19 protein-coding genes, 4 tRNA genes and 1 pseudogene are annotated in these 25,900 nt (G+C 69.9%); 16 read left to right on the forward strand and 8 right to left on the reverse strand.

The annotated features are described in order from the left end of the window. Window positions 1–95 precede the first annotated feature (95 nt). The 4 genes from ABD932_RS40315 to ABD932_RS40330 form a co-directional block, all read right to left on the reverse strand. Window positions 96–169 (reverse strand) — tRNA-Phe (locus ABD932_RS40315). 22 nt (window positions 170–191) lie between these two features. Then, window positions 192–266 (reverse strand) — tRNA-Asp (locus tag ABD932_RS40320). A gap of 37 nt (window positions 267–303) precedes the next feature. Beyond that, a tRNA-Glu gene (locus ABD932_RS40325) sits at window positions 304–376 on the reverse strand. 80 nt (window positions 377–456) lie between these two features. Next, on the reverse strand, window positions 457–2,028 hold the full coding sequence (locus ABD932_RS40330) for a metallophosphoesterase family protein (RefSeq protein ID WP_345021017.1): 1,572 nt from the start codon (window positions 2,026–2,028) through the stop codon (window positions 457–459). A 94-nt stretch (window positions 2,029–2,122) separates the two neighbouring features. Between ABD932_RS40330 and ABD932_RS40335 the strand changes: the two genes are divergently transcribed. From ABD932_RS40335 to ABD932_RS40365, 7 genes are all read left to right on the forward strand, one after another. Further along, window positions 2,123–2,473: a metallopeptidase family protein gene (locus ABD932_RS40335; protein WP_188142321.1), complete on the forward strand. Its 351-nt coding sequence runs from the start codon at window positions 2,123–2,125 to the stop codon at window positions 2,471–2,473. Window positions 2,474–2,583: 110 nt separating this feature from the next. After that, complete coding sequence (locus ABD932_RS40340; RefSeq protein WP_345021021.1) at window positions 2,584–3,129, forward strand: hypothetical protein; 546 nt, start codon at window positions 2,584–2,586, stop codon at window positions 3,127–3,129. A gap of 243 nt (window positions 3,130–3,372) precedes the next feature. After that, on the forward strand, window positions 3,373–5,550 hold the full coding sequence (locus tag ABD932_RS40345) for a DEAD/DEAH box helicase (protein ID WP_345021023.1): 2,178 nt from the start codon (window positions 3,373–3,375) through the stop codon (window positions 5,548–5,550). Between the two features lie 206 nt (window positions 5,551–5,756). Further along, entirely contained in the window at window positions 5,757–6,218 is a 462-nt protein-coding gene (locus tag ABD932_RS40350) for a hypothetical protein (RefSeq protein ID WP_345021024.1), read from the forward strand. A 35-nt stretch (window positions 6,219–6,253) separates the two neighbouring features. After that, window positions 6,254–8,863: an FG-GAP repeat domain-containing protein gene (locus ABD932_RS40355; RefSeq protein WP_345021026.1), complete on the forward strand. Its 2,610-nt coding sequence runs from the start codon at window positions 6,254–6,256 to the stop codon at window positions 8,861–8,863. Window positions 8,864–8,911: 48 nt separating this feature from the next. Beyond that, the gene (locus ABD932_RS40360; protein ID WP_345021027.1) at window positions 8,912–10,492 is read left to right on the forward strand and encodes an amino acid permease; all 1,581 of its coding nucleotides are present in this window, start codon (window positions 8,912–8,914) and stop codon (window positions 10,490–10,492) included. 130 nt (window positions 10,493–10,622) lie between these two features. Then, window positions 10,623–10,695, forward strand: a tRNA-Lys gene (locus ABD932_RS40365). A gap of 283 nt (window positions 10,696–10,978) precedes the next feature. On the opposite strand, the gene ABD932_RS40370 is transcribed toward ABD932_RS40365, so the two are convergent. Further along, entirely contained in the window at window positions 10,979–11,683 is a 705-nt protein-coding gene (locus ABD932_RS40370; protein ID WP_345021028.1) for a hypothetical protein, read from the reverse strand. 342 nt (window positions 11,684–12,025) lie between these two features. Between ABD932_RS40370 and ABD932_RS40375 the strand changes: the two genes are divergently transcribed. From ABD932_RS40375 to ABD932_RS40395, 5 genes are all read left to right on the forward strand, one after another. Continuing rightward, the gene (locus tag ABD932_RS40375) at window positions 12,026–13,339 is read left to right on the forward strand and encodes an ABC transporter substrate-binding protein (protein ID WP_345021029.1); all 1,314 of its coding nucleotides are present in this window, start codon (window positions 12,026–12,028) and stop codon (window positions 13,337–13,339) included. A gap of 119 nt (window positions 13,340–13,458) precedes the next feature. After that, window positions 13,459–15,474 carry a branched-chain amino acid ABC transporter permease gene (locus ABD932_RS40380; protein WP_345021030.1) on the forward strand — a complete coding sequence of 672 codons (2,016 nt, stop codon included), beginning with the start codon at window positions 13,459–13,461 and terminating at the stop codon, window positions 15,472–15,474. Next, entirely contained in the window at window positions 15,471–16,307 is an 837-nt protein-coding gene (locus tag ABD932_RS40385; RefSeq protein WP_345021031.1) for an ABC transporter ATP-binding protein, read from the forward strand. The genes ABD932_RS40380 and ABD932_RS40385 overlap by 4 nt, the downstream gene beginning before the upstream one ends. Then, window positions 16,304–17,014, forward strand: coding sequence for an ABC transporter ATP-binding protein (locus ABD932_RS40390; protein ID WP_345021032.1), 711 nt, complete (start codon window positions 16,304–16,306; stop codon window positions 17,012–17,014). Before ABD932_RS40385 ends, ABD932_RS40390 begins: the two co-directional genes overlap by 4 nt. Before the next feature lie 52 nt (window positions 17,015–17,066). After that, complete coding sequence (locus ABD932_RS40395; protein WP_345021034.1) at window positions 17,067–17,939, forward strand: alpha/beta hydrolase; 873 nt, start codon at window positions 17,067–17,069, stop codon at window positions 17,937–17,939. Between the two features lie 376 nt (window positions 17,940–18,315). Here ABD932_RS40395 and ABD932_RS40400 read toward each other — a convergent pair whose 3' ends face one another. Further along, on the reverse strand, window positions 18,316–18,849 hold the full coding sequence (locus ABD932_RS40400; RefSeq protein ID WP_345021036.1) for an SMI1/KNR4 family protein: 534 nt from the start codon (window positions 18,847–18,849) through the stop codon (window positions 18,316–18,318). Between the two features lie 146 nt (window positions 18,850–18,995). On the opposite strand from ABD932_RS40400, the gene ABD932_RS40405 reads away from it, so the two are divergent. The 4 genes and pseudogenes from ABD932_RS40405 (at window position 18,996) to ABD932_RS40420 (ending at window position 24,476) form a co-directional block, all read left to right on the forward strand. Further along, window positions 18,996–19,526, forward strand: a complete 531-nt coding sequence (locus tag ABD932_RS40405; protein ID WP_345021038.1) for a hypothetical protein — start codon at window positions 18,996–18,998, stop codon at window positions 19,524–19,526. A gap of 388 nt (window positions 19,527–19,914) precedes the next feature. Further along, entirely contained in the window at window positions 19,915–20,706 is a 792-nt protein-coding gene (locus tag ABD932_RS40410; RefSeq protein ID WP_345021040.1) for an MBL fold metallo-hydrolase, read from the forward strand. Between the two features lie 87 nt (window positions 20,707–20,793). Further along, a pseudogene (locus ABD932_RS40415) lies at window positions 20,794–20,949 on the forward strand (arsenite S-adenosylmethyltransferase); the annotation flags it as partial. A 245-nt stretch (window positions 20,950–21,194) separates the two neighbouring features. After that, window positions 21,195–24,476 (forward strand): S8 family serine peptidase, encoded by a 3,282-nt coding sequence (locus tag ABD932_RS40420; RefSeq protein WP_345021042.1) that lies wholly within the window; start codon window positions 21,195–21,197, stop codon window positions 24,474–24,476. Between the two features lie 68 nt (window positions 24,477–24,544). Here ABD932_RS40420 and ABD932_RS40425 read toward each other — a convergent pair whose 3' ends face one another. Together ABD932_RS40425 and ABD932_RS40430 are read right to left on the reverse strand one after the other, a co-directional pair. After that, entirely contained in the window at window positions 24,545–25,189 is a 645-nt protein-coding gene (locus ABD932_RS40425; protein ID WP_345021044.1) for a GTP cyclohydrolase II, read from the reverse strand. 151 nt (window positions 25,190–25,340) lie between these two features. Beyond that, entirely contained in the window at window positions 25,341–25,856 is a 516-nt protein-coding gene (locus tag ABD932_RS40430; RefSeq protein WP_126393254.1) for a MarR family winged helix-turn-helix transcriptional regulator, read from the reverse strand. Between the last annotated feature and the right edge of the window lie 44 nt (window positions 25,857–25,900).

The raw sequence follows: 25,900 nt of genomic DNA on the forward strand, positions 1-25,900 counted from the left end.
CCTGGACAGGGTGGTGAGTGGGGTGGGTGTGGGGGTATGAGAACACCCCCTCGGGGAGGACCCTGAGGGGGTGTGTGCCCTGGTGAGGGCGGCTGTGGCTGGGGCCGGGGTCGAACCGGCGACCTTCCGCTTTTCAGGCGGACGCTCGTACCAACTGAGCTACCCAGCCATGAGGCTTCGAGAAGCCTCAGCGGTCCTGACGGGATTTGAACCCGCGGCCTCCACCTTGACAGGGTGGCGAGCACTCCAAACTGCTCCACAGGACCAAGCGTTGCGTACGACAGTGTCGCACACCGTACTGCGTGCCCCCAACGGGATTCGAACCCGTGCTACCGCCTTGAAAGGGCGGCGTCCTAGGCCGCTAGACGATGAGGGCTATCGGCCCGCCTGGGCGCTTCTCAGCGCGTCGGGGACGTGAGAAGCATATGGGATGGCGGGAGGTATCGCCAAAACGGTTTACGGGGTCGGGGTGGGTGAGGTGGGGGACGGGGTCGGGGAGTCCGTCGCGCCCGGCTGGTTCTCCTCGGGGAGGTGGCGGCGTACCTCCGCCGTCGTCAGGCCCAGGCCGCCCAGTTCGATCTCGTCCCAGGCCTGCAGGCGGCGGGTGTCGCGGTCGAAGTAGAGGATCGACGTCTGGATGGGGTCGGGGTGTTCGCCCTCGATCGCGCGCAGACCGCTGCCGCCCGTGGAGCCCTCGATGCGTAGACGGGTGCCGTACGGCAGGACCTCCATCTCCTGGTGGTGGACGTGGCCGGCGAGGGCCAGGGGGACCTCGCCGTCGGTCTGGCGGGCGGCCACCGGTTCGTGGGCGACGGCCACGTCCACGGGGGTGCCGGCGGCTTCCTGGTCGCGCAGGGACGTGGCCAGGCGGGCGCCCGCCAGTTCGTTGGCCGCGTCGCCGCCGGGGACCTGGGAGCGGTCGGGGGTGAACTGGGGGTCGCCGATGCCCGCGAAACGCAGGCCCGCGATGGTCTTCGCCTTGCCGTCGTCCAGGACGTGGACGTTCTTCAGGTCTTCCAGGTAGCGCTGGGTGACGCGGGAGTCGTGGTTGCCGCGGACCCAGACGTAGGGGGCGCCGAGGTCCTCGATGGGGTCCAGGAAGCCGTTCTCGGCGGCCGTGCCGTGGTCCATGGTGTCGCCGGAGTCGACGATCACGTTGACCTTGTACTGGTCGACGAGCGAGGCGATGATCTTCCAGCTCGCCGGGTTGAGGTGGATGTCGGAGACGTGCAGGACGCGGATCGTCGACGGGTCGGGTGCGTAGGCGGGGAGCGTGGAGGTGGCGTCGTAGAGCTTGGTCACGTTCGTCACCAGGCGGGCCAACTCCTTCTGGTAGACGTCGAATTCGGTGACGATGCTGCGTGCGTTGCCGACCAGGGACGGGGCGGAGGAGAGCAGGCCGGAGAACTTCGGCTCCAGGACCGATTCGGGGTTCCAGGTGGCGAACGCCGTGCCTCCGGAGGCGGCCAGGAGGGTGAGGGCCAGGCCGCCGGCCGCGAGGGCCCGGCGGGGGCGGCGGTAGACGGCGAGGCCCAGCGCGGTGGCCCCGGTGACGACGGCCACGCAGCTGCGTACGGCCAGGTCGCGGGTGCCGTGGGCGACGTCCTGCGAGACCTCGTCCTGGAGGCCGGAGAGGCGTTCGGGGTGGTCGACGAGGGCCTGGGAGCGGGCGGCGTCGAGCTGGTCGACGTTGACGTCCAGGCGGACGGGGGCCACGTGGCTGTCCAGTTGGAGGGCACCGAGCGGGGAGACGTTGATCTTCGTGCCGCCGGTGAGGGAGGGGCGCAGGGTCATCGTCGTGTCCATGGGGCCGACCGGGACGCGCACGTTGCCGACGATCAGCAGGCCGAGCCAGGTGCCGACGAGGGCGACGGTCACCAGGCCCAGGGCGCGTGTCCAGGGGTGCGGCTGGGACACGAGTTCCGGGGTGGGGTGCGGGCGGCGGGTGGCGTAGCGGTGGGCCAGGGCGCGTGGGGCCCTGGGTAGGTGACCGAGGGCCTTCAGGACTGCGGCGGGGACGCGGGCCATTGGTCCCGTATGCCCAGGCGCCGGGATGGATATGCGGGGCCGTTGGCGGCTCCTGCCCCGCGGCATCCTGGGTGTCGTACCCGACAATGGGCCTGTGCTGGAGATGACGCGCGAGGAGTTCGAGGAACTGGTCGCCGAGGCGCTGGACCGGATCCCGCCGGAGCTGACGCGGCTGATGGACAACGTCGCGGTGTTCGTCGAGGACGAACCGCCGGCGGACGATCCCGAGCTGCTCGGGTTGTACGAGGGGACGCCGCTGACCGAGCGCGGGGAGTGGTACGCCGGGGTGCTCCCGGACCGGATCACGATCTACCGGGGGCCGACGCTGCGGATGTGCGAGTCGCGGGAGGAGGTCGTCGAGGAGACCGAGGTGACGGTGGTGCACGAGATCGCGCATCACTTCGGGATCGACGACGAGCGGCTGCACGCGCTCGGGTACGGGTGAGCGGGCGCCGGTGGTGCGGGTGTGAGGCTCTGTCGCGGAGCGCGTGTCCTCTTGTGGGCGGCGGGAGTTGGGCAGGTTGACTTCTTCGCCCGCCCTTGGAGGTGGCTCGCGTGCGCCCCTTGTACGTACCCGTCCGTCTGGCCGCCACGATCATGGCCGTCGCCGCTGCCGCCGGCTGCATGAGCGTGGGCGACGACGGCGGAGGCGGGAGTGCGAAGCCGTCGCAGTCGGCCGGGCAGCGGGGTGGTGAGGCGCCCGACGGGGGGTCGGCCGTGTCCGGCGGTGGGGCCGGGGTCGGGGCCCATGCGGAGGACGGCAAGCGGGAGCGGGGGAAGGACAAGGACGGCAAGGGTGCGCGGAAGAAGAAGGCCGGGGAGTCCGCGGCTCCCTCGGCTTCGCCGTCCGCGGAGGTGAGCGCGTCCGCTCCGGCGGGGGGCAAGCCGGTGCGGCCGGGGGAGAGCCAGCAGCCGGGGCCCACGCGTCCGGCCGAGCCGACGCCCACCCGGACGGCGGATCCCGAACCGACGCCGACCGAGCAGCCGACGTCCGCCACGCCGACACCCACGCAGGCCGAGCCGTCGTCGTCGGCGCACCAGGAGACGGGGCCGCAACTGGCCCAGCGGGAGCCGGCGCCGGCCGCGGGGGCACCGGCGTGAGGTAGGGCCGGCGGGGCGGTCGTACGTGACGTTGCCTACACGGATGGCCGTCGGTTTGCCTTGGGGGGCTGGGGGTGCGTATGGTGGTAGATCGTTTGATCCCATTTGCCCGGCGCCACTGCAGAGCGCGCCGTGTGGCGCGTTCTCTCCCTTGCCGTGGCTGACCGCATTGAGGCGGTCGTATTGCGAATCACGGAGTTGACGGGCGCGTGCCGACGAGACTCCGGAAGGTTTCGCATACGCATGTCCATTTCCAGTACTGATCACGTCGTCGTGTCCGAGAACGGCGAGAACGACGAGCTCGACACCGTCGAGGAGACGACCCCCGAGGTCACCTTCGCCGACCTCGGTCTCCCCGAGGGCGTCGTGCGCAAGCTCGCGCAGAACGGCGTGACCACCCCCTTCCCGATCCAGGCCGCGACCATCCCGGACGCCCTGGCCGGCAAGGACATCCTGGGGCGCGGTCGTACCGGCTCCGGCAAGACGCTGTCGTTCGGTCTGCCGACGCTGGCCCGCCTCTCCGGCGGCCGCACCGAGAAGCACCGTCCGCGCGCCGTCATCCTCACCCCGACCCGTGAGCTCGCGATGCAGGTCGCGGACGCCCTCCAGCCCTACGGCGACCAGCTCGGCCTGAAGATGAAGGTCGTGTGCGGCGGTACGTCGATGGGCAACCAGATCTACGCCCTCGAGCGGGGTGTGGATGTGCTGGTCGCCACTCCCGGCCGCCTCCGCGACATCATCAACCGCGGCGCCTGCTCGCTGCAGGACGTCGAGGTCGCCGTGCTCGACGAGGCCGACCAGATGTCCGACCTGGGCTTCCTGCCCGAGGTCACCGAGCTGCTCGACCAGGTCCCGCCCGGCGGTCAGCGCATGCTCTTCTCCGCGACCATGGAGAACGAGATCAAGACCCTCGTCGACCGGTACCTGAAGGACCCGGTCCTGCACGAGGTCGACGCCGCGCAGGGTGCCGTGACGACCATGTCGCACCACATCCTGATCGTGAAGCCAAAGGACAAGGCGCCGGTCACCGCCGCGATCGCCTCCCGCAAGGGCCGCACCATCATCTTCGTCCGCACCCAGCTGGGCGCCGACCGTGTCGCCGAGCAGCTGCGCGACGCCGGTGCGAAGGCCGACGCGCTGCACGGCGGCATGACGCAGGGCGCGCGGACGCGGACGCTGGCCGACTTCAAGGACGGGTACGTCAACGTCCTCGTCGCGACCGACGTCGCCGCGCGCGGTATCCACGTCGACGGCATCGACCTGGTGCTGAACGTCGACCCCGCCGGTGACCACAAGGACTACCTGCACCGGGCCGGCCGTACGGCGCGTGCGGGGCGTACCGGCACGGTCGTCTCCCTCTCGCTGCCGCACCAGCGCCGTCAGATCTTCCGGCTGATGGAGGACGCGGGCGTCGACGCCTCGCGCCACATCATCCAGGGCGGCAACGCCTTCGACCCGGAGGTCGCCGAGATCACCGGCGCCCGTTCGATGACCGAGGTGCAGGCCGAGTCCGCGGGCAACGCCGCCCAGCAGGCCGAGCGCGAGGTCGCCCAGCTCACCAAGCAGCTGGAGCGGGCGCAGCGGCGTGCCGTCGAGCTGCGTGAGGAGTCCGACCGGCTCGTGGCCCGCGCGGCGCGTGAGCGCGGTGACGACCCGGAGGCCGCGGTGGCCGAGGCGCAGGCGGCGGTCGCCGCCGAGGTTGTCGAGGTGGCCGTGCCGGAGCAGCCGGCGGCGCAGGACGTCGACAAGGCGGACGCTCCGTCGTACGAGCGCCGTGAACGTCGGGACAACGACCGTGGCGGTTTCCGTCGCGATGACCGTCGGGATGACCGTGGTGGTCGTTCCTTCGAGCGTCGGGACAACGACCGCGGTGGGTTCAACCGTGACCGCGGGGATCGTGGGTTCGAGCGTCGGGACAACGACCGTGGCGGTTTCCGTCGCGATGACCGTCGGGATGACCGTGGTGGTCGTTCCTTCGAGCGTCGGGACAACGACCGCGGTGGGTTCAACCGTGACCGTGGCGACCGTGGGTTCGAGCGTCGGGACAACGACCGTGGCGGTTTCCGCCGGGACGACCGTCGGGATGACCGTGGTGGTCGTTCCTTCGAGCGTCGGGACAACGACCGCGGTGGGTTCAACCGTGACCGCGGCGACCGTGGGTTCGAGCGTCGGGACAACGACCGTGGCGGCTTCCGCCGCGACGACCGTCCGGCCGGCCGTCCGTTCGAGCGTCGTGACGAGCGCGGTGGGCACCGTGGCAGCGACCGTCCGTTCAACCGCGACCGTCGTGACGACCGTCCGGGCTTCCGCTCCGGCGGCCACGAGCGTCCGTACGGCCGCCGTGACGACCACCGTGGCAGCACCGGCGGCTCGTCCTTCGGGCGCCGGGACGACAAGCCGCGCTGGAAGCGCAACGGCTGACGTCCGTAGGCACTGAGCGATCAGCGCCGTGGCCCATCCCCCGAGGGGGTGGGCCACGGCGCTTTTTCGTCGCGGATTTCCGGGTCCGAAAGGCTGTGCGACCCCTGTATGATCAGCCGACTTCTGAGAGGGACGGGACACCGGGGGGCCGGGGATCCGAGGCGCTTTCTTGCAGCCACCTCTCATCCACAGGGGAGGGCTTTTCCTTGGCTCGTCATGCCTTCGTACGCCTCACGCGCGCGAGACGCGCCGCCATCGCCGTCGCCGCCTCCGCGGCGCTCGCGGCGGGGCTGAGCCCGCTGATGCCGAGCGCGTCGGCGGCGGAGGTGCCGCAGGAGACGGTGGTGCCGGCGACGTTGCGGGACTACTACACGGCGGCGGCGTTCCGGTCCTCGTCGACCCACAGTGGTCACGACTCCGCCGGGCTCCAGGGCGTGTTCCACACCCTGGAGGGCCGCAGCGGCCTGGTGTGGACGCGTTATGCGGACGGCGAGTCGGTGAGCGTGCCTGCGGCGCCTGCGGGCACGGCGCCGACGCCGACCGGCTCCGATGTCCTTGCGTACAAGTACACCGACGGCCGCGTCGACTTCTGGGACGCGACCGACGGCACCACGCGCAGCCTGCGCATCCCGAGGGACTCGGCTACCTCACGTCCTACGACAACCTGACGGTGGCCTTTCGGAACGTGACCGGTGAAGACGGCATGGCCACACGCATCGTGCATCTGCTGACGCCGGGGCCCGACGGGACGACCGGTGACCTGACGGTCACGGGAGGACCGGCCGGCCTCAAGCTGGGCCTGATGGCGGGGGGCGCCGACGCCGCGATGCTGTACTTCCGGGCCTACGTGGACGGGCAGCCGGGGCTGGCCGCCGTGGACCGGGTGACCGGTGAGGTGCGCGGCTGGAGCGGCCCGCTCCCCGTCGAGTACGGCCGTGTGGACCTGGGCGGCGGCCATGCCGTCGTCTCCGCCTCCACGAAGGCCACGGTCCTGGTGTTCCCGCGCGACCTCTCGGGAGCCCCTGTCGAGGTCCCGCTCAAGGGCTTCAGCGACGGGACGAACGCCACCCGCGACCTGGCCGTCGTCGGTGACTGGCTGGTCAACGGGACCGGCTCGGCGACGGCGCAGCCCATCACGGGAGGCGAGCCGGTGACCCTGCTGCGCCCCGCTGCGTACGGGATCGCGGCCGCTCCGGGCGGTACGGCCGTGAAGATCGGCCGTACCGGTACCGACGACTGGGGCATCCAGCGCATCACCCCGGGCGCGGACGGCGGCCCGCCCGTCGTCACCCAGGTCAAGGCCCTGCCGAAGCCGCCGCGGCCGATCCAGGGACTGTCCCTGGAGCAGGGGCGGCTCGTCGTCCTGGACCAACCCCGCGTCGACCTGCGCGACGACATGGTGCGGACCGTCGCCCCGTCCGGCACCCCCGTGTTCGGCGAGCGCAGTGAATTCACCCCCGGTCTCCCCATATCCGCCTGCGCTACCACGGACGTCGCCTGCGCCCAGGTTCATGGCACGGCGGACGGTCGTATCGCCTGGATCCTGCACGACGAGACCACCGACCGGATCAGACTCGCCGGGCGCGGCAACAGTGACATCTGGCAACGCACCGAGCTGCCCCAGGGCGGGCTGATCACCGATGTCTCCGGCCGCTACCTGATCCATACGACCGCGACCCAGCAGATCGTCCTCCGGATCGGCAACTCCGCCCCGGTGCTGACCCGCGCCCCCGCCCCCGCCGCCCTCTCCGGCGACACCCTGTGGACCGCGGCCGCCACCTCCGGCACCCTGACCGCGTACGACCTCACCGCCAAGCGGACCACCGAGACCCTCACCACCGACGCCGGCTGCACGCCCACCGAACTCCAGGCACTGGGCCGGTACTTGTACTGGGCGTGCGCGGACGGCAAGGCCGGCGTCTACGACCGTACGGCCAAGAAGTCCGTGCCCGTCCCCGCGGGCGAGGCCAAGCTCGGCGACGGGTACGTCGTCACCCACGACAAGCAGGCCGGCAAGCTGACGCTCACCACGGTCGCGGACGGCACGGCGGCTGGCCGGGTCATCGGCGACCTGCCCGACACCGGCGTCTCGCAGCGCGACGTGCGCTGGACGGTGGACGAGTCCGGCGCCAACGCCGCCTACGTCGACGAGCAGCAGCGCGTGCACCTCGTACCGTCCGGAGTGCCCCAGCAGCCGCTGCGGTTGCTCGGGCCGGCGCAGAACGCCGCGTACGTCGAGGCGTACGAGACGGACACGGTGCCGGACAACCTGACGGCCCTGCTGCTGTCGAAGCCGTCTGCGGGCTGGAAGCTGACGGTGCGGAACAAGGCGGGCGCGGTCGTGGACACCCGGAACGGCGGCGCCGCGCGCGGTGAGCTGAGCGTCGGGTGGCACGGGGACGACCCCACACGGACCGGCGACGCGTTCCTGCCGAGCGGCTACTACGACTGGACGCTCGCGGTCACGCCCGCCGACGGCGTGGGCGCGCCCCTGGAGGTGCGCGGCACGGTCCGGCTGCTGCACGGCGACCCGGTCCGGCACGACCACGCGGGTTCCGAGGGGCTGCCGGACGGTGTGGGCGACCTCCTCACCCTCAACTCCTCGGGCACGCTGACCTTCCAGCAGGGCACCGGCAAGGGCACCTTCTCCGGGAAGGTCTCGGGCGGCGGCTGGTCGACCAAGGCGGTCGCGGTGCCGTTCGGGGACCTGAACGGCGACCGGTGCAATGACGTGCTGGTGCGGATGAGCGACGGCTCGCTGCGCGGCTACGAGGTCAAGTGCGGTCTGGCGCCCACGACTTCGATGTCGTACGTGAGGCTGGGCACCGGCTGGAACGCGTACGACGTGCTCACCTCGCCCGGCGATCTGACCGGCGACAAGCGGGCCGACCTGCTGGCGCGGAAGGCGTCGACCGGCGACATCTACCTCTTCGCGACGAAGAGCGACGGAACGCTGGCGGCGGCCAAGAAGATCCGTTCGGCGTGGACCGGCTACACGAAGATCCTGGGTGCCGGGGACCTGAACGGCGACGGCCACGGGGATGTCCTCGCCCGCGACAAGGCGGGGACGCTGTGGCGCTACAACGGCCTCGGCAACGGGCTGTTGAAGGACCGGGTGAAGGTCTTCGCGAACTGGGGCACGGGCTACAACGTCATCGTCGGCTCCGGGGACATCACCGGCGACGGGAAGGCCGACCTCGTCTCGCGGGACGGCAGCGGCAATGTCTGGCGCAACAACGGTGACGGCAAGGGGTCGTTCGGGGCGCGGGTGAAGATCGCGAGTGGCTGGCAGGGCTACAAGGGCCTTTTCTAGCCAAGCTGTGACGTGTGTCATGCCCCCGGCGCGGGAATCGCTGGGGACATGACAGATGACGCCATAGCGAGTGGGCGGTCGGACGGAAATCTCTCCGCGGGAAATCTCTCTGCCGGAAGTCTTTCTGACGAAGAGCGGCTGGCCCAGCTCGGCTACACGCAGGTTCTCGCCCGCCGCATGTCGGCGTTCTCCAACTACGCGGTCTCCTTCACGATCATCTCGGTCCTGTCGGGCTGCCTGACCCTCTATCTGTTCGGCATGAACACCGGCGGCCCGGCGGTGATCACCTGGGGCTGGGTGGCCGTAGGCCTGATGACGCTCTTCGTCGGCCTGTCGATGGCCGAGATCTGCTCGGCCTACCCGACCTCCGCCGGCCTGTACTTCTGGGCGCACCGGCTCGCGCCGCCCCGTACGGCCGCCGCCTGGGCGTGGTTCACGGGGTGGTTCAACGTGCTCGGCCAGGTGGCGGTGACCGCCGGCATCGACTTCGGGGCCGCGTCCTTCCTCGGCGCGTACCTGAACCTTCAGTTCGGCTTCGAGGTGACCCCGGGCCGGACGATCCTGCTCTTCGCGGGGATCCTGGTGCTGCACGGCCTGCTGAACACCTTCGGTGTGCGGATCGTCGCGATCCTCAACAGCGTGAGTGTGTGGTGGCACGTGATCGGCGTGGCGGTGATCGTCGGCGCGCTGACGTTCGTACCGGACCAGCACCAGTCGGCGTCCTTCGTGTTCACGGAGTTCGTCAACAACACCGGCTGGGGCAGCGGGGTGTACGTGGTCGCGCTGGGCCTGCTGATGGCCCAGTACACCTTCACCGGCTACGACGCCTCCGCCCACATGACGGAGGAGACGCACGACGCGTCGACGGCCGGCCCGAAGGGGATCGTGCAGTCGATCTGGACGTCGTGGATCGCGGGATTCGTCCTCCTCCTCGGCTTCACCTTCGCGATCCAGTCCTACGACGGTGCGCTGAACTCCGCGACGGGCGCGCCCCCGGCCCAGATCCTGCTCGACGCGCTGGGCGCTACCGCCGGCAAGCTGCTCCTGCTCGTCGTGATCGGGGCGCAGCTGTTCTGCGGGATGGCGTCCGTGACCGCCAACAGCCGCATGATCTATGCCTTTTCACGCGACGGCGCCCTGCCCTTCTCCCGCGTGTGGCACACGGTCAGCCCGCGCACCCGGACGCCGGTCGCGGCGGTGTGGCTCGCGGCGGGCGGGGCGCTCGTGCTCGGTCTGCCGTACCTGATCAACGTCACGGCATACGCGGCGGTGACCTCGATCGCGGTGATCGGCCTGTACATCGCGTATGTCATCCCGACGCTGCTGCGGCTGCGGAAGGGCGAGGCCTTCGAGCGGGGGCCGTGGCACCTGGGCCGCTGGTCGGGGGTCGTGGGACTGGTGGCGGTGGTGTGGGTCGGCGTGATCACGGTGCTGTTCATGCTGCCGCAGGTGTCCCCGGTCACCTGGGAGACCTTCAACTACGCCCCGGTCGCCGTCCTGGCCGTCCTCGGCTTCGCCGCGATCTGGTGGGGGGTCTCGGCTCGGCACTGGTTCCTCGATCCCGAGCATGAGCGGACGGTGGCTCGGGAGGCGGGGCGTGCGGGAGCGCCCGAATCGGTCGATCCGTAGCACTTCCGCGCATGACGGCCTCGTGACGGCTCATTCCACCGCCCTCCGCCGACGACGACGCGGCCGTGTCCCCGATACCCGATCGGAGACTCGGCCACGTGCGGCTATGCTCGGGGTGGCAACATCGCCTGGGCCCTTAGCTCAATTGGCAGAGCAGTGGACTTTTAATCCATTGGTTGTGGGTTCGAGTCCCACAGGGCCTACCGGTGGTGGGCGGGGGGAATGCCCTCTGACCTGCTAGACAGCGCCTGAGTCGGCTTCGGTCGGGTCGGGCGCTGTTTCGTTTTCGAGCCACTGCGTGAGCGGATGTGCTCGTGGCCTGCGGATCGGGTGCCGCCGATCATTCCTGCTGCAGCAGGACCGTGGTGTCGGGGGCAGGACCCGTCGTTGTCGAGCAGCCCTGAGGCGAGGAGAGGGCTCCAGGAGTCGGGAAGCGGGATCGGCCGCCTGTCTCCCCGTGCCGGTCACAGGGAGGGGCTCAGTTCCTCAGGAAGTGCCGTCCGCGGGTACGGGTTCGGTGAACTGGTCGAACAGCATGACGGCAACCCTTGTGACAAGGGACCAGTTCTCGTCGCCGTGCGGGTCCGCCAGGTCCCCGTAGCCGGCGATCCACCGCATGTGGAAGCCGTCCAGCAGGGAAGCGATGCTGGTGGCGAGGTGATCGACCTGGTAGGGCGCACGCATGCGCAGCCCGTAGGTGTCGAGCAGGGCCTGGTACGCCTCGCAGGCCACCTTCGTGAACGACTCGCCGTAGTGCCCGAGGGCCTCGCGCACACGGGGGTTCGAGGCGCTGGCGTAGAAACCGAGCATCACCCGGTAGATCGGGTCCACCCGGTGGTTCCTGTGGTTGTCGGTCAGTACGTCGTTGAGGGCTTCCTGCCAGGTGATGCCCTTTTCGACGGCTTCCTCGAAGCGCCGGATGCTGTCGGGCAGACCCGGTACCAGTTCCGCCTGCCGGGAGGTGAGGTGGAACAACAGCTCGGCCTGGAAGTCGGCCTGAGCCGGCCAGATCTGGTAGATCGATCCCGTGGTGACCGCCGGCGCCGACTCGTCGCCCAGTCGGCCCCGGATGATGCGGGTGGCCTCTTCCGTCACCTGCTTGACCCGCACGTGGGCCAGTGCGGCGGAGACCGCGGCCTCGCTGGTGTCGGCGGTTCCCGCACAGACGAGTTTGGTCGCCGCTTCCAGCATGAGGGCCCGGGTCTCCTCGAGCGAGCGCCGAGGCAGCCTGCGCCTTCCGGCCTGCGTCGTCACACCCTCCCCCTCCCCTGCTTGATCGTTAAATCGAGCTGCTTGATCGTTAAATCAAAGTGAACCGAGGCGTTGACAGGGGGTAAGCCTACACCTAGATTCCCGGTTCGTAAGAAAGTTACGAAACCTCGGGAAGGCCGCCTGACCAGGCCTTTCCGGGTGCTCCGAGCCGCCCTTCGCGCTGGTCACCCCGTGCGCTCCAGGTCCCCGGCCGGCCGTTCAACCCCCTGTTGCGCATGCCCTCGGCATGACTCCCCTTCGCTCCGCTCACGGAGGTTTCGTATGCCTACCCATCCGCGTGTCCGAGGACTGGGCCTGATCGCCTCCCTCATGGCGCCCGTCCTGGGCCTCACCGCCTGCAGTGGCGCGCAGAGCCCGGGCTCTGCCCCGGCCGGTGCCGGCGCAGCCGACTCGTCGGCCGCCGCGGACACCCGCCCGTCGGCCGCCGTGGTGACCGACTATCAGAGTTACGTGGGAGGCAAGGCGGGCAAGGCCGACTCCGGCCTGTCCCCGGTCACGCTCGGCTGGGTGAACGTCGAGGGCGGCCCCGGCGGCAGCCCGGAGGCGACCCTGGGCGCCGAGGCAGCCGTTCGGTACGTCAACGAGAAGCTGGGCGGAATCGGCGGCCACCCGCTCGCGCTGAACGTCTGCACGGTGGTCTCCGCCGAGGAGGAGGGGCAGAAGTGCGGCCAGCAACTGCTCGGCGACAAGGCCGTATCCGCCATCGGCCTCGGCAATCTGTACCTGGGCGACGCCTCCTTCAACTCCGTGGTGGCGGGCAGGAAGCCGGTTCTGGTCGGCGTGGCGACGGGTCCCACCCTGCCCACGGCGAAGAACACCTACAGCACCTTCGGCGACCTGCCGCACATCTTCGGCACCTGGGGCACGTACTCGCGTGACGTCCTCAAGGCGAAGACGGCGGCGGTCATCCACACGAACACCCCCGGCGACAAGATCGCTTCCAGCGCGGCGGTCAAGGGACTCAAGGCCGCCGGCCTCACCGTCAAGTCGGTCGGCTTCGACGCGCAGGCCACGGACCTGATCGGCCCGGTCACCGCGGCCGGCGCCAACTCCGCCGATGTCATCGTGCCCATCACGATCGGCTCCGGGTGTGTCGGAGTCGCCAAGGCACTCAAGCAACTCGGCATCGACAAGCCCGTGGTGTCCACGCCCTTGTGCATGTCACCGGACGTGGCCAAGGGCCTGGGCGGTGATCTGCCCACATGGACGTACGGCGTCGCCCAGACGCTGCCGACCGACACCTCGGCCCCCGACTCCAAGGCGTTCCTGGCGGCATCCGGCCAGGTGGGGCTGGACAAGGCGACCGCCTCCCAGGTCTTCGCACCCCTGGGCTGGAGCACGATCCTGACGTACGCCAAGGCGCTCAACGCCGTGGGAGCCGACAAGATCACCCCGGAGACCGTCGCCGCACAGCTGAAGAAGTTCACCGGGCCGGTCGTCATGGGCGCCGCCGAGGTCAAATGCGCCAAGTACCCGGACGCCCCCGCGGTCTGCAACGACCAGGCGCGGTTCTACCAGTACACGGGCAAGGGCGCCTTCCAGCCGCTGACCGACTGGCTCCGCCCGCCCCGGTGACCACTGTCCCACCGTCCGCCCGGGTCGCATCCGGCCCGCGACAGACCTTCCCGTGCCGTGTTCCTGAGGCCCGACCCCTTCCCCGAGGCCTCAGGAACACGGCGCTCCAGGAGTAAGAAATGGAACAGATCCTGCTCTTCGCCGTGCTCGGCCTGGGCCAGGGGGCACTGATCGCCGGCATCGCACTCGGCGTCGTGGCGACCTACCGGGGTTCGGGCATCATCAACCTGTCGACCGGCGCCGTCGCGATGGTCGCCGGTTACATCTTCTGGGCCCTGAGCACCGGCTTCTTCGGCTTCTCACTGCCGACCGCCGCCGCCATGGCGGGGGCGCTCATGGCGGCGCTCGCGGTCGGTGTGCTCACCGAAGTAGCCGTGTTCAAGCCCCTGCGCGCGGTCTCACCCCTGGCCAAGCTCGCGGCGTCACTCGGCATTCTGCTCACCCTTCAGGCCACCGTGCTGCTGGTGTTCGGAACCCAGCCCCAGCAGGCCCCCAGCATCCTGCCCTCGGACGCCGTCACCGTCCTGGGCGTCACCACGCCCGTCGACCGTTTCATCCTGACCGGGCTCGTGATCGCCGTCGCGCTCGCCCTCGGGGCCCTGTACCGGTGGACCCGGTTCGGGCTCGCCACCCGCGCCGCCTCGGAGAACGAACAGGCGGCCCTGCTGGCCGGTCTGTCACCCAACAGCGTCTCCCTCGCCAACACCCTGCTGTCCGCGCTGATCGCGGGGCTGCTCGGGGTCCTGGCCGCACCCATCGTCCAGGTCGACTCCGTCACGCTCCCGCTGCAGGTGGTCCCGGCCCTGGCGGCGGCTCTCTTCGCCGGATTCACCTCACTGTGGATCGCCTGCAGCGCCGGCATCCTCATCGGCGTCATGCAGTCGGTCGTCTACTACCTGTCCACCCAGAGCTGGTTCCCGACCGACAACGGCAACGCCATGCCCGGACTCCAGCAGCTGCTGATCTTCATCCTGATGATCATCGCGCTCTACGTGAAGGGCGCGGGCCTGCCGCGCCGTGGCGAGGTCGTCGAGCAGCGGCTGCCCGCCGTACCGCTGCCGGACCGGCTGCTGCGACCGGCCGTCCTGGCCACGGCCGCCGCCGCCCTCGCCCTGATCGTGCTGCCGTTCGACTTCCGCCAGGCGCTGACGAACTCGCTGATCGGCGCGATCATCGTCCTCTCGTACGTCGTCATCACCGGCTACGTGGGACAGATCTCCGTGATGCAGCTCGCGCTCTCCGGCACCGCCGGTTTCGCCCTGTCCCACCTGGCGACCGGACTGCACATCCCCTTTCCCTTCAACGCCCTCGGCGCGACCCTCCTGGCCACCCTGCTCGGTGTGGCGGCCGGCATCTCCGCCCTGCGGGTCCGCGGCGTGAGCCTGGCCGTCGTCACACTGGCCGCCGCGCTCGCGATGGAACAGGCCCTGTTCACCAACACGTCCTTCGGCGGCACCGCCGGAGTGACCGTGCCCCCTCCCCGCCTGTTCGGGGTGAACCTCGGTCCGGGGGCGGCCTTCCGCGGCCTGGACGGCAACGAACCCAGCCCCCTCTTCGGCTTCCTCGTCCTGTCCGTCGCCGCCGCCCTGGGGCTGTACGTGGCCAACCTCAGACGCACCGGGCTGGGGCGGCGCATGCTCGCCGTCCGCTCCAACGAGCGTGCGGCCGCGGCGGCAGGCGTCAACGTACGCGGTGTGAAGATCGCGGCGTTCGCCATCAGCTCTTTCATCGCCAGCGCCGCGGGGACCCTGTACGGCTACAACTTCGGCTCTGTCAGCGCGGTCCGGTTCACCGCGCTGGCCGCACTCGGCCTCATCGGCTTCGCCTACATCGGCGGCATCACGATGGTCTCCGGAGCCGTCATCGCAGGCCTGATGTCCACCGAGGCACTCATTCCGCACGCCCTGGACAAGTGGTTCGGCGTCAAGGGGACCTGGGCGCTGCTCTTCGCCGGCGTCTCCCTGATCGTGACGCTGATCGCGAACCCGGACGGCATCGCGGGCGCGGGCCACCGCCGCAAGAAGGCCAGGCAAGCCGCCCGCGCGGCGAAAGCCGCCCCGGCCATCGCCGTGAACGCCGCACCGGACACCGCCGGGGCGGAAACGGCGCCCACCCCCGAGGAGGTCGCACGATGAGCATGTTCAAGGTCCTTTCCCTGGGCGTCAGTTACGGCGGCGTCCACGCACTCAGCGACGTCACCCTGGATGTCGCCGAAGGCCAACTGGTGGGACTGATCGGCCCCAACGGCGCGGGCAAGACCACCTTCGTGGACGCGGTCAGCGGACTGGTCGGCGCCCGGGGCCGGGTGGAACTGGACGGTGAGGACCTGACCGGCATGCCGGCGCATGCCCGGGCCCGCCGAGGTCTCGCCCGCACCTTCCAGAGCAGCGAACTCTTCGAGGACCTCACGGTGACGGAGAACCTGCAGGTGACGGCGGAACGACCGACCTGGGTCAGGGCGTTCGGCGAGACCTTCGGTCGCCGCACACCGCCGCCCTCCGCCGTCGCCGACGCCCTCACCACTCTGGGTCTGCAGGATTTCGCCGACGCCTCCCCGGCCGAGCTGTCCCAGGGACAGCGCAAACTCGTCGGCGTGGCCAGGGCGCTGGCCGCCCGCCCCCGCATCATCTGCCTCGACGAGCCCGCCGCCGGCCTGGACACCACGGAGAGCGCCGAACTCGGCCGCCGCCTGCGTGCCGTCGCCGACGCGGGTACCGGACTGCTCCTCATCGACCACGACATGGGCCTGGTGATGGGCACCTGCGACCACCTGGTCGTCCTGGAGTTCGGCAAGGTGATCGCGTCGGGACCCCCGAGCCGGGTCCGCGACGACCCCGCAGTCATCACCGCCTACCTCGGCACGTCCGCCGTCCAGCCCGCCGACGCACCCGTACCGAACGGCGGCACTCCTTCCTCCTTCACCACCGGCCGGCCCGGGGTCCCCAGCAGCGCACCGGAGACAACATGAGCACACCCGTCCTGGAAGTGGCCGGACTCACCGCCGGCTACGACGGAGCCCCCGTCGTCCGCGACCTCAGCATCACCGTCGGCGCAGGCGAGGTCGTCGCCCTGCTGGGAGCCAATGGCGCGGGCAAGACAACGACGCTCAAGGCCGTCTCCGGGCTGCTGCGTCCCTCCGCAGGCACCATCACCTTCACCGGAACACCCCTCGACCAGGTGCCGGCGGCGGCCCGCGCGCGGCGGGGCATCGCGCACGTCCCGGAAGGCAGGGGCATCTTCTCCTCACTGACCGTGGCGGAACACCTGCGGCTGCGACACCGGGGAGAACGGCTCGACGAGGAGGCGGCGTACGCCTACTTCCCGGTCCTGACCCGCCTGCGGGACCGCAAGGCCGGACTCCTGTCCGGCGGAGAACAGCAGATGCTCGCTCTCGGGCGCGCCCTGGCCCGTCGTCCCAAACTGCTGCTGCTCGACGAACTCAGTCTCGGCCTCGCCCCGGTCATCGTCGAGGAACTGCTGCCCGTCGTCCGGCGCTTCGCCGACGATTCCGGCTGCGGGGTGCTGCTCGTCGAGCAGCACGTCGGCCTGGCCCTGGAAGTCGCCGACCGAGGCTGCGTCCTCTCCCACGGCGAACTCACCGTGCAGGCCACGGCCCGGGAGCTGAGAGCCGACCGGTCCCGGATCGTGGCCGGCTACCTGGGCGGAAGTTCCTGACCCCCCACCGTCTCGTACCACGCCTCTCCCCTCACCCTTTCCCAGGAGAATCATGTTCACTTTCGACAGCGGCAAGGACGGCGTACGCATCCACGTGCACGAGTGGCAGCCCGCTGAACCGCCGTGCGGTGTGGTGCAGATCGCGCACGGCATGGGCGAACACGCGGGCCGATACTCCGCCCTCGCCCAGGCGCTGACGGCCCGGGGCTTCGCCGTGTACGCCAACGACCACCGGGGACACGGGCTCAGCAGGCATGCCGCACCCGGCCATCTCGGCGAGGACGGCTGGAACAGCCTCGTCGGCGATCTGGTGACACTCTCCGAGACCATCCGGGAGCGGCACCCCGGTCTGCCCCTGGTGCTGCTCGGTCACAGCCTCGGCTCCTTCGCCGCGCAGCAGTACGTACTGCACCACTCCCACCTGATCGACGCCCTTGCCCTGGCCGGCACCACGGCGGTCGACGTCATGCTCGCCAACCAGGCGGACGACACCGGGGATCCGCTCGTCGCCCTCAACAAAGGCTTCGAGCCCGCTCGGACGCTGTTCGACTGGCTCAGCCGCGACCCTGAAGCCGTCGACGCCTACCTCGCGGACCCGCTCTGCGGCTCCAGCCTCGACGCCGAGGGAATGCGGCAGGTCGCCGTCGCCTCGGCAGCACTCGCGCAGCCCCGGGGCATCCCGGCACACCTGCCTGTCCACGTCCTGGTCGGCGACCGGGACCCGCTCAACGCCGGGCTCGCGCTGAGTGACCTGCTCGTCGACCGCTACCGGCAGGCCGGCCTCACGGACATCACCTACCGCATCTACCCCGAGGCGCGGCACGAGCTGTTCAACGAGACAAACCGCACCGAAGTCGAGGGCGACCTGCTGGCCTGGCTGGAGCGGGTACTCGCTCACACTGAAAACGAGCGGGTGCTGCCGTGAGCACGACTCTGCCAGAGCGCCGACAACACCAGGCCGATCTGGCATCCCGGCCCAGGGAATCGTGGCACGCCGGATCCCACACCCGTTGCTGGAGTTGGAGAGCTTGTATGCGCGGCTGCTGACCAGCACCGAGGCGCACGGTCCACGTATGCACAAACGCGTGTGTACTCGCCTGAGCGGTGAAGGCGTGAACCTGGCTGCGCCGCGCCTCGGCGATCCTCAGCCCGTCCGACTCCCCCCGGCTCGTCATACGGAACTCCGTCCCTGCGCGTCGTCGGATCAACGTTGGATCACCCTGGGGCCCGAGCGGCCATTGTCGCTCCGGATGTGCGTGCGCATGCCAGAGTTCGGCGAAGTCCACCGGGACTTCTGGGGCTCAGACGGCCACCAACCGCCGGAACTCGTGCCCGGTGAGCGGGAAGCGGGAGGAGAGCAGGGCGGACCGCAGGTCTCCCTGGAGGACGGCGGCGAGGAACTCGGTGCAGTTCATGGGGAAGTGCTCCCAGCGGTCGCCGCGGGCCTCGTTCACCATGACCGTCCACTCGTCGGGGTTCCGGCCTGCGCGGACGAGCCAGTAGAGGCACTCGCCGTTGTCGGTGGTGGCCCAGGGGATCACCCGGCTCCCGGCATCCGCCAGTTCGGCAGGCCTCTTCTCGAACTCCCAGAGTCCTTCGAGCGCTTCGGTCTGCTGGTCCTCCCACTCGACGAGGTCGTAGTTGTCGTTCGGGCAGCCCGGGTCGAGGAGGTAGAGGTAGTCGTCCCAGTTGCTTCCGCCGTAGGTGCGGATCAGCTCCTTGTAGTCCGTGGGGAGGACGACGCCGAGCCGCCTCTCCGCCGCGTCCCAGTCCGTGTTCCGGGGCTCGGACGGCGGTGGGACCACATCCGTGAGGCGGGCGAGCGCGGCGTTCATAAAATCCCTCTCTGGGAAAAACCCAATCCGGGTAAAGATTGAGGAAATGTAAGCCAATTGAAATTCGCTATTGCGTACGTGTATTCCCGCTGGTAGCGTCCCCTCTCGACCAAGCTAATTTCAAATTGTACTGGGGGAATGACTTCGTGAGCATACGAAGCAAGGGGATCTCCGCTGCGGTCGCTTTCACCATGACCGGTGTGATGTACGGCATCGGCACACAGGCGGCAAATGCGGCTTCGGTGGAAGGCGGACGGGGCGTAGCGGTCACACGGGCGGCAACGGCAGCGGCAGGAGCGGGACAGGCGGGGCAGACTCGCGCCGGAGCCGATGAGATCTGCGCGGTCCTGGGGATCGGCAGTGGCGCGGCCGGGCTTTCCAAGGCGCTGGCCAAGGGGGCGTCATGGGTGGGAATCGGCGCCAGCGTCGGGTGCTACCTGTACTCGAAGGCGAAGGAAGCCACACCTGCGCAGAAGCGCGCCGCCATGATCAAGTCGTACAAGAACTTCCAGGCGAAGAGCGACATCAAGAAGCTCGAGGCGCTCGGTTACTCCTGCCGGAAGAAGGACAGTGGCGGCGGTGGCGGCACCGATTCCGTCCCGCTCGGGACGCGGGTGGGGTATCGGGATATCGTCATGAAGGGCGTCACCTATAAATGCGGCAACACCAGCGACTGAGGGGTCGCCGCGATCCGGGCCATGGAGAGCGATTCCTGTTCTCCGTGGCCCTGGTCGTCGTGAGCCTGCTGTGGATTACGCAGGACACGGCTCCGTGGGCGAAGGCGTTGTGCGGGGTCGGTGCAATTGGGGGAGTGTTCGGGGCGTTCTTTTTCGGATGGCGCTGGATTCGCGCACGCGACGACTCGCCATGACGTGACATGACATGACGTGGCGGCGACTCCCAAGGGGATGAAGTGGCCCGAGCGGCGTCATCGGCGGCCCTGTCCGCATCGACGAGCTCCAGGGCGCATGACGCGCGGCTTCTCACGTTTGGGTTGCATCCATCCGTGAGGCACGGTTAGCTGTGCCTCACGGATGCGATCCCTATCAACCGTGAGGTCCGACGATGGTCGACACCCGCACCACCACCGAGCAGGTCCCCGCCCCCGTCTCCGTCCGTGTCTTCGGCGGCCCCACCGCCCTCATCGAGTACGGCGGCCTGCGGCTCCTCACCGACCCCACCTTCGACGCCCCCGGCGACTACCCCCTGGGCGGCGGTCGCGCGCTGACCAAGACCGCCGCTGCCTCCGTCTCGCCCGCCGAACTCGGCCGTATGGACGTGGTGCTGCTCTCGCACGACGAGCACCCCGACAACCTCGACGTCTCCGGCCGCGCCCTGCTGGCCGATGTGCCGCTGACCCTGACCACGCCGAGTGGGGCGGGGCGGCTGGGCGGTACCGCTAGGGGGTTGAAGGACTGGGAGTCCGTGGAGGTGGGGCGGCCCGGTGGGGGCACGATCACCGTGACCGGGGTGCCCGCGCTGCACGGCCCGGGCGAGCGGGAGGAACTCGAACCGGTCATCGGGCAGGTCGTCGGGTTCGTGCTGGCCGGGGACGGTCTGCCCACCGTGTACGTCAGTGGTGACAACGCCCAGCTCGGGCCGGTCAAGGAGATCGCCGAGCGGTTCGGGCCGGTGGACACCGCCGTGCTCTTCGCCGGTGCCGCTCGCGGCGACATCCTCGACCGCCAGTTGCTCACCCTCGACAGCGCCCGAGCCGTGGAAGCCGCGCAGATACTCGGGGCGCGGTGGATCGTTCCCGTCCACTTCGACAGTTGGGCCCACTTCACCGAGGGCCGCGCCGAGCTGGTGGCCGAGTTCACCGCGGCCGGGCTGATCGACCGGCTTCAGATGGGCTGACCGGAGCGCAGAGGGTCGTAGGGGTGGTCACGCCGAGGTCGGTCAGCGGCGCGCGGACGCGTCGCTCGATCTCCTCATGAGCGACCGGACGGCGACTTCGGCTCCACCCTCTACGCCGGCGCCGACCGCGACACCCTCCCCGCCATGGCCCTCGCCGCCTCCCTCGGCCGTGGCAACCCCACCACCGTGGCCGAACTCCGCCTGGGTGAGCGCGTCCTCGCCCCGGGCTCCGGCGGCGGCATCTGACTCACCACGAACCCCACCAACCCCTGCCGCCTCACAGGAATGTCACAGCCTGGCCCGTTAAGTCCCCCGTGGCGTATGGCGAGTATGTGCCAGTCCACGATCTCCCCTCCGTGAACTATCAACAGAAATCGGTCCCTTGAGGAAAGCTAGGCGATCATCCGGGATCACAATCCGGACCGCGGCGGTCGAAGGTGCTCGTTCCGGCCGCCGACGCCTACGTTCCTTCAGCACCAGGGATCACCATGCCCACCACCCCCCACCCGGCCCCGATATCGGGCGCGAAACGCGCTGCCCGTATCGCCGTGGCCGCAGGCCTCGTCGCCGCGCTCTCCGCGGCCGGGCCCATACCCCTCGCCCTCGCCGCGGACGGCACCACCGCCACCGCGGCCGACCCCGGCGTCAAGTCCGCCCACGACAAGCTCGGTTCGGACGACGCCGACCTCCTCGCGGAGGCCAAGGCACAGCGCGACAAGACCGTCACGATGATGATCGCCACCGCACCCGGTCAGACCGAGAAGGTCGCCGCGGAGCTGGACGCGATCAAGGGCGGCTCCGTGGGCCGTACGTACGACAAGCTCGGCTACGTACGGGCCACCGTGCCGACCGGCAAGGCGGACTCGGCCATCGCGGCCGCCGCGAAGCTCTCCTCCGTGCAGGCCATCGACCTGCGGGACGAGATACCCCTCGAAGAGCCGAGCCTCGACAGCGGCAGCAAGTCGACCGCCTCCGCGGCCACTTACCCGGGCCCGGACGAGAACACCCCCGCGAAGAACCCGTACAACCCGTCCTTCGAGACGGGCGCGGTGGACTTCGTGAAGAAGAACCCGAAGGCCGACGGGCGCGGAGTCACCATCGGGGTCCTCGACACCGGTGTCGACCTCGCCAGCCCGGCGCTGCAGAAGACGACGACCGGCGAGCGCAAGATCGTCGACTGGGTGACCGCCACCGACCCGATCGTCGACGGCGACGGCACCTGGCGGGCGATGACCACCTCAGTCTCCGGCCCGTCCTTCACGTTCGGCGGCAAGAGCTGGAAGGCGCCCGAGGGCTCGTACCAGATCAGCACCTTCCGTGAGGCCGTCACCAACCAGGGCAAGGTCACGGAGGGCGACGCCGACGGTGACGTCAACCGCGACGGCGACACGACCGACGACTGGGGCGTCCTCTACAACGCCGCTGCCGGCACGGTCACCGTCGACGTCAACGACAACGGCGACTTCACCGACGACACGCCGATGAAGCCGTACAAGGACGGCCGGCAGGTCGGGCACTTCGGCACCGACAACCCCGCCACGGACATCCCCGAGACCCAGGACTTCGTCGTGGAGGTCCGCAAGGACGTCCCGATGGACCCGCTGGGCGGCGACTGGGTCGGCAAGAAGGCCGACTTCGTCAACATCGGCCTCACCGCCGGCTCGCACGGCACCCACGTGGCCGGCATCACCGCCGCCAACGGCCTGCTCGGCAGCAGCAAGATGAACGGCGCGGCACCGGGCGCGAAGATCGTCTCGTCCCGGGCCTGCGTCTTCGGCCCCGGCTGCTCCAACGTCGCGCTCACCGAGGGCATGATCGACCTGGTCGCCAACCGCGGCGTCGACGTCGTCAACATGTCCATCGGTGGTCTGCCCCCGCTGAACGACGGCAACAACGCCCGCGCCGAGGTCTACACGCGGCTCATCGACACGTACGGCGTCCAGCTCGTCATCTCGGCCGGCAACTCCGGCCCCGGCGCCAACACCATCGGCGACCCCGGCCTCGCCGACAAGGTCGTCTCGGTCGGCGCGGGCGTCTCCAAGGAGACCTTCGCCGCCAACTACGGCACCGGCGTCGAGAACGAGTACCAGCTGTTCAACTTCTCCTCGCGCGGCCCGCGTGAGGACGGCGGCTTCACGCCGACGATCGTCGCCCCCGGCTCCGCGGTCAGCACGATCCCGGCCTGGATGCCCGGCGCCCCGATCGCCGAGGCGGGCTGGAAGCTGCCGGCCGGCTACGCGATGTACAACGGCACCTCGATGGCGTCGCCGCAGGCCGCGGGCTCGTCCGCGCTGCTCCTGTCGGCGGCCAAGCAGCGGGGCATCAAGCTGACGCCCCAGAAGCTGCGCACGGCACTCACCTCGACCGCCCAGCACATCGAGGGACTTCAGGCGTACGAGGAGGGTGCCGGCCTCATGGACGTCGCCGGCGCCTGGAAGGCCATCAAGGCGGGCGCCACCGCGCACGACTACGCCGTGAAGGCCCCGGTCGACACCGCGCTCGACCAGGCACTGAAGACGCCGGGCTTCGGCACGGGCGTCTACGACCGCGAGGGCGGTCTGAAGGCCGGGCAGAAGAAGACGTACGACGTCACCATCACCCGTACGTCCGGCCCCGCCGGCTCGCTCCCGCACACCCTGCGCCTGGCGAACAACAAGGCTCGCACCTTCTCGATCGTCGGCCCGAGGGTCGTCGACCTGCCGCTGAACAAGGCGGTGACCGTCAAGCTGCAGGCCGCCCCCAAGCACGCGGGCATCAAGAGCGCGATCCTGGAGGCCGACGACCCGCGCACCGTGGGCGTCGACAAGCAGATCCTGAACACCGTCGTGGTCTCCACGCCGGTCCAGCACACCTTCACCGCCTCCGGCTCGGTGCAGCGCAACAACTTCAAGTCCTACTTCGTCACCGTCCCCGAGGGCGCGAAGTCGCTCCAGGTCACGCTGGACGGACTGAAGGAGGGCAGCCTGACGAAGTTCAGCGCCATCAGCCCGTACGGCGTCACGGCCCCCGACAACGACCCGAACACGACGGACATCGCCTCCTACGAGGACCCGCTGCCCGGCGTCTGGGAGATCGAGGTCGACGTGCGCCGTACGTCGGCCCTGCTGGACAACCCGTACAAGCTGAACGCCACCGTCTACGCCGCCGCCTTCGACCCGGCCGCCGTGACCGTGCCGGAGGCCAAGGTCGGCACCCCGGTCGCCGCCTCCTGGACGGTGACCAACAAGCTGGAGGCCGTCGACGGCAAGCTGAAGGGCGGTGCGCTCGGCTCGTCGAAGACCGCGCGGCCGACCATCGCCGACGGCGCGACCCAGACCAGCACCGTGGAGGTGCCCGAGGGCACCACGTCCCTGGACGTCGCCATCGGCAAGGTCTCCGACCTGAGCTCCGACCTCGACCTGTCGGTGTACGACGCCGAGGGCAAGCTCGTCGGCCAGTCCGCGGACGGTGACTCCGAGGAGGCCGTCTCCATCGCGAACCCGGCCGCCGGCACCTACACCGTCGAGGTCGTCGGCTTCGAGGTGCCGTCCGGCTCGACCGAGTTCGACTACCGGGACGCGTTCTTCTCCTCCGCGCTCGGCTCGGTCACCGTCGACGAGTCGACGCCGGTGAAGCTCGGCACGGGCGACTCGGCCAAGGTGTCGGCGAACATCACCGTCGCGCGGGCCGTGCCCGAGGGCCGGCAGCTCTTCGGTGAGGTACGGCTGCTGAACGCACGCGGGACGACCGCGGGCGTGGGCGGGGTGACGATCGAGAAGGTCACGCCGTAACCGTCGTACACACGACAAAGGGGCGGGCGTCCGGAGTTCGGACACCCGCCCCTTCTTGTTGCGTCCGCTCAGCCCACGTTGAGCCCCGCGAGGTCGCCCAGCGGCAGCGTGTGCTGGGTCTGCAGGACCTTCGCGCGCAGGTAGCGGACGTTGTCCGGGGTGGCGAAGACGCCGGTGGGGACGCGGTCGCGGACCTCGATGCCGAGGTCGCGCAACTGGTCGGCCTTGTCGGGGTTGTTGGAGAGCAGGTCCAGTTCGCCGATGCCGAGGGCGGTGAGCATCTGGGCGGCCGCCGTGTAGTCGCGGTCGTCCTCGGGCAGGCCCAGCGCGGCGTTCGCGGCGTAGGTGTCGAGGCCCTGGTCCTGGAGGGCGTACGCGTCGAGCTTGTTGTACAGCCCGATGCCGCGGCCCTCCTGGCGCAGGTACAGCAGCACGCCGCCGCGCTCGGCGATGCGCTCGACGGCCTCCCGCAGCTGGGGGCCGCAGTCGCAGCGGGCCGAGCCGAAGACGTCGCCGGTCAGGCACTCGGAGTGGAGGCGGACCAGCGGGGTGGTGCCGGGGGCCGGGTCGCCGAGGACGACGGCGACGTGTTCCTGACCGTCGGCGAGGCCGTGGAAGGTGACCAGTTCGGCGTCGGCGCGGTAGCCGTCCTGGAAGCGCAGCGGGACCCGGACACGGGCGCGCTGGGTGGCGGCGGCGGTGAAGTCGGGCATGCGGGTTCTCCGGGTTCCGTACATGGGCCGTCTGCTTCAGATTTGAAGCAGCTCCTCGGATCAGGACACTACCCCATGCTTTAAATTTGAAGCAACAACTTCAGGAACGCTTCATGGGTTTGTCGCACAGATCACGAACAGGGCCGACAGATCACGAACAGGACTTGGAGGAGCGCCGTCGCCACGGCACGTCGTCCCCGGTGGCCTGTGCGGTGCCCCCCTGGAACCCCTCGCCGACCGCCGTGAAGATCTCCTCCAGCTGCCCGACCTGCTCCGGGGTCAGCCGGTCGAAGAGCAGTGACCGTACGGTCTCGACATGGCCCGGCGCCGCGCCCTCCAGGACCCGCATCCCCTCGTCGGTGAGGATCGCCACGCTGCCCCGCTTGTCCCAGCGACAGTCCTCGCGCCGCACCAGGCCGTCCTTCTCCAGGCGGGTCACGGCGTATGTCAGCCGGCTGCGGGTGATCTTCAGCCGTTCCGCGAGATCGGTCATCCTCAGGCGGCGTTCCGGGGACTCGGACAGGGTGGAGAGGATGGAGTAGTACATGTGCGGCATGCCGGCCTCCTGCTGGAGCTGCCGGTCGAGCGCGTCCTCGACGAGGAGGGCGGCGCCGATGTACGCGCGCCAGGCGCGTTGCTCCTCGGGGGTGAGCCAGCGGGTCGTCATGCTGCCAGTGTAGGTTTGTTTCAAACTTTAACCAAGCCCGAGAC

The organism is Streptomyces shaanxiensis (genome assembly GCF_039537145.1).
Lineage (GTDB): Bacteria > Actinomycetota > Actinomycetes > Streptomycetales > Streptomycetaceae > Streptomyces > Streptomyces shaanxiensis.